1 protein-coding gene is annotated in these 251 nt (G+C 60.2%); it reads right to left on the reverse strand.

What is annotated here, in order from left to right:
- Window positions 1–251, reverse strand: a 251-nt coding sequence (locus SB756_RS33120) for a LysR family transcriptional regulator (protein WP_410913640.1), incomplete at both ends; no start/stop codon positions are given.

The raw sequence follows: 251 nt of genomic DNA on the forward strand, positions 1-251 counted from the left end.
GGGATGCGCCTGCTGGAATGCAATCAGATACGGCATAAGCCGCTGCCCGATGCCGCTCGGTAGTTGCATATAGAGTTTGCCGTGAAGAGGCTGCGACTCAGGCCGTAGTTGGTGCTCCAGCTCTTCCATCGCGCTGAGCAGCTGCCTGACCTGCTGCAGATAATGCTGACCCTGCTCCGTCAGCGCCATTTTTCGTGTGGTGCGGTGCAGCAACACGACCCCCAGCGCCTCTTCAAGCGCGGCGATCTGCT

It is taken from the genome of Pseudomonas sp. SIMBA_068, assembly GCF_046534705.1.
Taxonomy (GTDB): domain Bacteria; phylum Pseudomonadota; class Gammaproteobacteria; order Pseudomonadales; family Pseudomonadaceae; genus Aquipseudomonas; species Aquipseudomonas putida.